4 protein-coding genes and 2 pseudogenes are annotated in these 7,834 nt (G+C 69.9%); 4 read left to right on the top strand and 2 right to left on the bottom strand.

Going from position 1 to position 7,834, the window contains the following annotated elements; genetic code table 11:
- Window positions 1-115: 115 nt before the first annotated feature.
- The 4 genes from ISG32_RS27245 to ISG32_RS27260 are packed head-to-tail and all read left to right on the top strand — an operon-like array spanning window position 116 to window position 4,634.
- Window positions 116-1,294: a TolC family protein gene (locus tag ISG32_RS27245; RefSeq protein WP_194774127.1), complete on the top strand. Its 1,179-nt coding sequence runs from the start codon at window positions 116-118 to the stop codon at window positions 1,292-1,294.
- Window positions 1,291-2,325: an HlyD family secretion protein gene (locus ISG32_RS27250; protein WP_166312487.1), complete on the top strand. Its 1,035-nt coding sequence runs from the start codon at window positions 1,291-1,293 to the stop codon at window positions 2,323-2,325. Before ISG32_RS27245 ends, ISG32_RS27250 begins: the two co-directional genes overlap by 4 nt.
- Window positions 2,322-3,500, top strand: a complete 1,179-nt coding sequence (locus ISG32_RS27255; RefSeq protein ID WP_323746006.1) for an ABC transporter permease — start codon at window positions 2,322-2,324, stop codon at window positions 3,498-3,500. Before ISG32_RS27250 ends, ISG32_RS27255 begins: the two co-directional genes overlap by 4 nt.
- 48 nt (window positions 3,501-3,548) lie before the next feature.
- Window positions 3,549-4,634: an ABC transporter permease gene (locus ISG32_RS27260; protein ID WP_194774128.1), complete on the top strand. Its 1,086-nt coding sequence runs from the start codon at window positions 3,549-3,551 to the stop codon at window positions 4,632-4,634.
- Window positions 4,635-4,736: 102 nt separating this feature from the next.
- Here the strand turns inward: ISG32_RS27260 and ISG32_RS27265 are convergent.
- Both ISG32_RS27265 and ISG32_RS27270 read right to left on the bottom strand, forming a co-directional pair.
- Window positions 4,737-5,255 (bottom strand): annotated as a pseudogene (locus ISG32_RS27265) (kinase/pyrophosphorylase); the annotation flags it as partial.
- A gap of 186 nt (window positions 5,256-5,441) precedes the next feature.
- Window positions 5,442-6,899, bottom strand: a pseudogene (locus ISG32_RS27270) (IS91-like element ISCR8/ISPps1 family transposase); the annotation flags it as partial.
- Window positions 6,900-7,834 lie beyond the last annotated feature (935 nt).

A 7,834-nucleotide genomic window follows, 5' to 3' on the forward strand; every position in this document is an offset into this window, starting at 1 on the left:
GCCGCCCTGACGCCGCTGATCTGGGAACACGTCAACCCGTATGGTCGGTTCGATCTCGATATGAACACCCGGCTCGACCTACCGTGATCGAAATGGCGGCTGGTGACACGACTGCTTGCTCTACCCCATCAGCCTGGATCCGGCGCGCCAGGCGCTGTCGGACGCCATCGGCCTGCTGCCGCCGCCGCTGGCCGGCGCCGTGGGGCAGGTGCCGCAGCTGCCCTCCAGCCTGAGCCTGCAGCGCCAGGGGCACCGCGCCTCGGCCAACTTCTCGCTGCTGTGGCCCCTGTACATCGGCGGCCTGGGTGATGCCGTGCGCGGCGAACTGGACGCCATGGCCGAGGAGGCCGAGGCCGACGCCAGCGCTGCCACCCTGAGCCAGCAGGCGCTGCTGGCCCAGCGCTACTTCGGCGCGCAGCTGGCGGCGCGCGCGGCCCAGCTGCGCGAGCGCGCCCTGGCGGGGGTGCGCGAGCACGCCGACGCGGCCGACGGCATGCTGCGCGCTGGCGTCATCTCCGAGCTGGAGCGCCTGCAGGCCCGGGCCGCCCTGGCCGATGCCGAGCAGCAGGCGCGCAAGGCGCGGGACGACGCGCGCCTGGCCGCCACGGCGCTGGCGAGCACGCTGAAGGCCGGCGCCCCGGTGCAGCCCACCAGCGCGCTGTTCGTGGACAGCCGCCCGCTGCCGCCGCTGGACACCTTCATCGACGCCGCCCGCCAGGGCCATCCCGGCCTGGCCAAGGTGCAGGCCAAGCGCCGCCAGGCCGGCGCGCTGCTGGATGCGCAGGAGGCGCTGCGCCGCCCGCAGGTGCTGGGCTTCGGCATGCGCGAGATCAACAGTGGCGGCGGCAAGCCCAACTGGGCCGCCGGCCTGGCCGTGCGCTACACCCTGTGGGACAGCGTGGACCGCGACCGCCTGGCCGCCTCGGCGCAGCGCAAGATCGAGCAGGCCGAGCTGACCGAGCAGCAGGCCCTGGCCGACATCGCCCTGCTGGTCGAGAAGAACTGGCTGGCCGTGGACCAGGCGCGCACCCAATACCTGGCGCAGCAGGCGCAGGAAGAGCTGGCGCGCGAGTTGCTGCGCCTGCGCGCCGCCGCGCTGCGCGGGGGCACTGGCACGGCGTTGGAGCTGATCGACGCCGAGCTGAACCTGGCGCGCGTGCAGACCGAGCGCGCCCAGACCGCCCACCAGTATGTGCAGGCCCTGGCCGCGCTGCTGGAGAGTACCGGCCAGGCGGGCGAGTTCGAGCGCTACATGGCGCAGGCCGACATCCAGATCACCCCGAGCACACCATGACCGCACCCGAGAACCCGCCCGCTCCCGCCATCGCACCCCCGCCGAGCCAGCGCCCGCGGCCGCCATGGGCGCTGGCGCTTGCCGGCCTGGCGCTGCTGGCCTTCGTCGCCTGGGGCTTCTGGCGCGCAGCGCAGCCGCCCACGCCGTACTTCCAGGGCCAGATGGAGGCGCGCGAGACCGACGTGGCCGGCAAGGTCACGGCCCGCATCGCCCGCGTGCTTGTGCAGGAGGGCCAGCGCATCCAGCCCGGTGCGCTACTGGTCGAGCTGGACAGCCCCGAGGTGCGCGCCAAGATGGCCCAGGCCGAGGCCGCGCGCGACGCTGCCCGGGCGCAAGCCGACAAGGCCGAGAGCGGCGCCCGCCCCGAAGAGGTGCAGATGGCGCGCCTGGCCTGGCAGCGCGCCCAGGCCGCCGCCGACCTGGCGCAAACATCTTGGCAGCGCGTGGAGGGCCTGTACGCGCAGGGCCTGGTGGCGGCGCAAAAGCGCGACGAGGCGCAGACCAATGCCCGCGCCGCCGCCGCCCAGGCCCAGGCCGCCCGCGCCCAGTACGACATGGCCGCCCGCGGCGCGCGCGGCGAGGACAAGGCCGCCGCCGAGGCCCAGACCCGCCGCGCTGCCGGCGCCGTCGCCGAGGTCGAGGCGGCGCAGGCCGAGACCCAGCTGCGCAGCCCAGTGGGCGGCGAGGTGGCCAAGGTGCTGGCCCGCGAGGGCGAGCTGTCGCCCCAGGGCGTGGCCCTGGTCACCGTGGTCGACCTGCAGGACCAGTGGCTGGTGCTGAACGTGCGCGAGGACCAGCTCGGGCGCTTCGCCAAGGGCTCGCGCTTCAGCGGCCGCCTGCCGGCGCTGGACGGGCGCACGGCCGAGTTCGAGGTGTACTTTTTGGGCGTGCTGCCCGACTTCGCCACATGGCGCGCCACGCGCGGCAGCCAGGGCTTCGACGCCCGCACCTTCGAGGTGCGCGCCCGCCCGGCCTCGCCCATCGAAGGCGCCCGCCCGGGCATGAGCGTGATCGTCGAGGACCGGCGGTGAGCCCTTTCGCGGCCAGCCTGCGGCGCGAATGGCGCCTGTTGCGCTCGCGCCCGCGCGACTGGGCCATGGTCAGCTGGGTACCGCTGCTGGCCATGGCGCTGATGTGCTGGATCTTCTCCGCCGGCCAGCCGCAGCGCCTGCCCATCGCCGTGTGGAACGAGGACGGCGCCTCGCCCCTGTCGCGCCAGCTGGTGCGCATGCTGGAGGCCACGCCCGGCCTGCAGGTGCGCCAGGCAGTGCTGAACCGCCTGGAGGCCGCCGACGCGCTGCAGCGCATGCAGGTCCATGGCGTGGTGCACATCCCGCCGGGCTTTGCGCGCGACGTGCAGCGCGGCGCGGGTGCCAGCGTCGCGCTGCTGCACAACGCGCAGCTGGCCACGCACTCCAGCCTGCTGCAGCGCGACGTGCGCCAGGTGGTGGGCACTCTGTCGGCGGGTGTGGAGATGCAGGCCCTGGCCAAGCGCGGCACACCGGCCCGGGCGCTGCAGTTGCGCGTGGAGCCCATCCGCACGCAGCTGGTGGCGCTGTTCAACGTGTCCACCAATTACGAGCAGTTCCTGGCCACCACTTTGGTGCCGGCGCTGGTGCACATCCTGGCTATGACGGCCGGGGCCTGGTCGGTCGGGCGCGAGCTGCGCGACCGCACTCTGGGCCAGTGGCTGCACGGCGCCGGCGGGGCCGCGGCGGTGCTGGCCGCGCTGCTGGGCAAGCTGCTGGCGCCCCTGGCGCTGCTGTGGGCCAGCGCCCTGGCCTGTCTGCTGTACCTGTCGCAGCTGCGCGGCTGGGCGGTGGCCGGCTCCCTGGCCTGGATCGCGCTGGGGCTGGCGCTGCTGGTGGCCGTCAGCCTGGCGGCGGGCGCGGCGCTGGCGGGCCTCACGCTGTCGCTGCGCACGGCCATGTCGGGCGCGGGGCTGCTGTCGGCGCCGGCCTTCGCGTTCAGCGGCGTGGGCTTTCCGCTGCTGGCCATGAGCGGCTCGGCCCGCACCTGGGCCGAGGCCATGCCCTACACCCACTACGCGCGGCTTCAGATCGAGCAGTGGCAGATGAGCGCGCCGCCCGCGCAAAGCCTGCCCGTGGTGGCCGGCCTGCTGCTGGCCACGCTGGCGTTGCTGGCGCTGGCCACGGTGGGCCTGCTGCGCGGCCTGCGCCGGCCCGAGCGCTGGGGGGCGCGCTAGGTGCGCCGGCCCGGCTTTGCCGCCCTGTGGCTGGCCAGCCTGGCCGCCATGCTGCGCGACAAGGGCGCGGCGTTGCTGCTGCTGGGCGCGCCGGTGCTGTACGGCTTCTTCTACCCCTGGTTCTACGCGCCCCAGGTGGTGCAGCGCGTGCCGGTGGCGCTGGTGGTGCAGGACGCCTCCGGCCTGTCGCGGCAGATGCTGCGCTTCGCCCAGGCCAGCCCGCGCATCGATCCGCGCCTGGTGACGGCCGACGAGGGCCTGGCGCGCGCGGCGCTGATGCGCGGCGAGGTGCAGGGCTATGCGCTGATCGCCCCGGACTTCAAGCGCGACGTGGTGCGCGGCGCCGCCGTGGTGGTGCCCGTGTACGCCAACGGCGCCTATCCGCTGGCGGCCAAGCAGGTGCAGTACGGCTTTGCCGAGGCCTTCGGCACCGTGTCGGCCGGGGTGGAGATCAAGCGGCTGCAGGCCGGCGGGCAAAGCGCGCAGCAAGCGGCGGCCAGCCGTTCGCCGGTGAACCTGCAGGCGGTGGCGCTGTTCAACCCGACCGAGGGCTACGGCAGCTTCGTGGTGGCGGCCGTGGCCCTGCTGATCCTGCAGCAGACCCTGCTGATGGGCGGCGCGCTGCTGGTGGGCACTTGGCGCGAGCAGGGCCTGGCGCACGCCGGCGCGCGCGACTGGCTGGCGCGGCTGCTGGCGCTGTGCGTGCCGGGCTGGCTGGCTGGGCTGTTCTACTTCGGCTGGATCTTCGTGCTGCAGGATTACCCGCGCGGCGGCAACCCGCTGGGCGCGCTGGCGCTGCTGGGCGTGTTCACGCCGGCCGTGGCCGGCTGCGCCTGCCTGCTGGGCTGGTGGCTGGCCGAGCGCGAGCGGGCGCTGCAGGTGGCCCTGTTCACGTCCATCCCGCTGGCCTTTTTGGCAGGCTTCACCTGGCCGGCCGAGGCCTTGCCCGAGCCGCTGCAGTGGCTGCGCTGGCTGTCGCCCAGTACGGCCGCCATCCAGGCATCGCTGCGGCTGAACCAGGCGGGCGCGCCCATCGCGGCGGTGCTGCCGCACCTGGCCTGGCTGGGGCTGCTGGCGCTGGCCAGCTGGGCGGCGGTGCTGGCCCTGGGGCGCGGGCGCCGCGCCACGATTTGAAGCTAAATGGCATCTGGCGCTTGCCAGACAAGCGCTGGAAGCTATGAAAAAAGGAGCATCTCAGCGTTTTGCACACTCGCGCCCGCTCACTCATCTATTCATTCAGTACGCCAGCCGCTCCGGCCGCACCTCCTGCAGGATGGTGGTGGCGATCTCCTCGATGCTCTTGGTGATGGAGGAGAGCCAGCGTATGCCTGAGCGGCGCATCATGGCCTCGGCCTCGGAAACCTCGTAGCGGCAATTGGCCAGGTCGGCGTACTTCGAGCCCGGGCGGCGCTCGTTGCGGATCTGCGACAGGCGCTGCGGGTCGATGGTCAGGCCGAAGATCTTCTTGCGGTGCGGCACCAGCGCGGGAGGGAGCTGGCGGCGCTCGAAGTCCTCGGGGATCAGCGGGTAGTTGGCCACCTTCAGCCCGTGCTGCATGGCCAGGTACAGGCTGGTGGGCGTCTTGCCGCTGCGCGACACGCCGACCAGGATCACGTCCGCGCCGGTCAGGTCGCGGTGGCTCTGGCCGTCGTCGTGGTCCAGGCTGAAGTTGATGGCCTCGATGCGGTCGCTGTACTCCTTGGACATGCTGATGTCCGAGAAGCGCCCCACGCGGTGGTGCGACTTGGTGCCCACGGATAGGAAATTCAACCGCATGAGGCCAAGTATGGCACGAGTTTTGGGCCTCGAAACACGTTCGGCCAAGGAAGGTTGAGCGCTCGCTTGCCGCTCAATGGCAAGAGCTTGGGAGGCAGTATGCATTTGGGCCTGGCGCGCGCGCAGCTGCTTCCCCGCAGCGATGGATACCGCCGCTTCACTGGGTCACCAATTGACGCGCTGGTCTACCTCGTCGGGTTGAGCTGCCAGATCCCAATCCGGCTCGCCTTGCGCACCATCATCCACCGGCGCGTCGCAGCCCTCCCACAGCGGTGGCCCGCGTGCCGGGGTGATGTGCGGGGGGGCAGACTCCACCCCGATGTGGTTCAGGATGTGGCGGATTTCGGCGCTGTGGGTGATGAAGGCAATGATGCGCATCTGCCCACCGCACATGGGGCACAGCAGCGGAAATGCCTCGTAGATGCGGGCAATCAGCACCGCCCACAAGTAATGCGCCGCTCGCTTCGGGCGTGCTTCAGGTTCGGGTGTGGGTGTGGCCGCGTTGCCCGGCGCCGCCACCCCAGGTACGCCCGCGCCAGGTTGTGCAGTCTCCACCGTGGCTGGTTGCGACGCAGCAGGCTGAGCCAGCGCCGTTACCGCCGCTCTCAGCGGCGAGTTTGGTGCCAGCACACCAAAGTAGCGGTGCCGGTGGGTGCGTGGCGGGGGAACCAGCGCGGCGATGCGGTCGATCAGTTCCAGCGGTGTGAGGTGCAGCTCATCTGCCTTGGCACCACGCTTGTCACTGGTGGGCTCGCTGCGCTGTTTGGCACAGCGGTACACCAGTTTGCTTCCCTCTTTGCGTAGGCGCTCCATGGAAAACGGTGGACGCGCGCAATAGCGCAGCAGCCGCTCCAGCGCAGCGCGGTCGTGGGCTTCGATGCACACCCCCGCATCCACCGAGAAGCCGCTGTGTTTGTAGCCCAGCATGTCTTTGGCGTCACAGTTCTCCAGCAGGCCCCGAGCAACGAAGGCGCGCAGGATGCGTTTTTGCAGTGTGGTCTGCACTGGGGCCACGGTAGCCGCATCGATGCCGGTGGCCGCGTGAAAGATGACACCCGGCGATGAGATTCGAGGGGTCGCATCAGCATCGCCCTCGCCCTCCACTTCCTCAAACACCCCGTCCACCACACAAACGTGGAAGTGGACGTGTTCATTGAGGCTGGAGCCGAATCGGTGAATGAAGGCGATGGCACCGATGTGCAGGCCTGCCTTGTCCATATGGGCCGCACCGGGGCTGTGGGTCTGCAGAGTTTGTGCGATCACCCGCAGAAAGATGCGCAGCACCATGCTCAGCACCGCTCCGTCGCGTTGCATGAAGTACCGCAACCTCTTGGGCACGGAGAGCACCCACTGGCGCACCGGCAGGCGGGGGAAGACGTGGTCGCTCAGGTGTGCCGCTGTCTCCACCATGCGCCGGGTGGTGCACGAGGGGCAGACTCCCCGGCCTTTGCAGGAGAAGGCTACAAAGTAGTCGTGCCCACAGTCGCCGCAGCGAGCGCGGGCAAAGCCATGGGCAAAGATGCCGCACTCAAGATACTTGGCAAACGCTTTGCGCACGAAGGGCTTGGGGGTGTGGTGGTCGCCCTGGCCGTCGAACTGACCCGCGCTGACCAACTCTAGCAGGCCGTTGAAAAAATCCCCCGTCGACGCTGGCCTCGGCCAGTATGATCTGAAACGATCGGCGAACGACGCGGACGAGGACGATGAGAGGCAACCAAGACTTCCAGGGGGCGATGTTGGGGACGTCTCAGAAAACGGAAAATAAAGTACGTTAAGCCATTGGCATGGCCACCGCTCTCGCAAACGATCATTTTCAAGAAGCCACCGTGAGAATGCGGGCCGCGCCAGTGCTGGCCTTGTCCGTCCCGTTCTCGAAAACCGCTCTCGAATCGAGCCGCCGAGACTGCCGAGTTTCGAGAACAGCCGAAACGCCGCTTCCAGCGGCAGACGCCACACGCAAAGCCGCGCCGTTGCTGGATCGAGCATTCCTTAGCGTGCTTTAAATTCCGTTTTCTGAATCGACCCCCTTTTCAGCGCCGCCGCATAAATAGGTGTGAGGCAACTTGCCCAGAAAGGAGGTGAATTTCATGCGCATCATCGTCATCGCACACAACGGCTACCCGTTCCGCAACAACGAGCACGCTGTGCTGATCGCCACAGGCATCACACACCACATCGTCTTGCTCAAGGACTGACCGTGACCCCGCCCCAGCCCGCAAGCTGGGGCTTCCGGGGCGGCCATCGAGCCGCCCTACTCGTCGGCCGTCAGCGGGCAGTGCGCGACCCTCGGGCAGCGGCTGGCCAGCGCACAGGCCTCGGCGAGCACAACCGGCTCGGCATCGTCTTGGCCGATCCCGCTCACCCATTCGATCCGCTGGAGCACGGGCACAGAGCGCCGCAGCTCGGCGCAGTGGTACGGGGTGGTTTTGGTAGGGGTCTCCTCGTTTTCAGTGCAATAAGTGACGGTACGCAAAGCTAGCACTGGCGCGGGGGTGGTCTGGGTAGACCGTTGATTTCATTGACTTTCCTGTTCGCTTTGTAAACGGGTATGGTGGCCT

The sequence above is a fragment of the Diaphorobacter caeni genome (assembly GCF_015354245.1).
Lineage (GTDB): Bacteria > Pseudomonadota > Gammaproteobacteria > Burkholderiales > Burkholderiaceae_C > Diaphorobacter_A > Diaphorobacter_A caeni.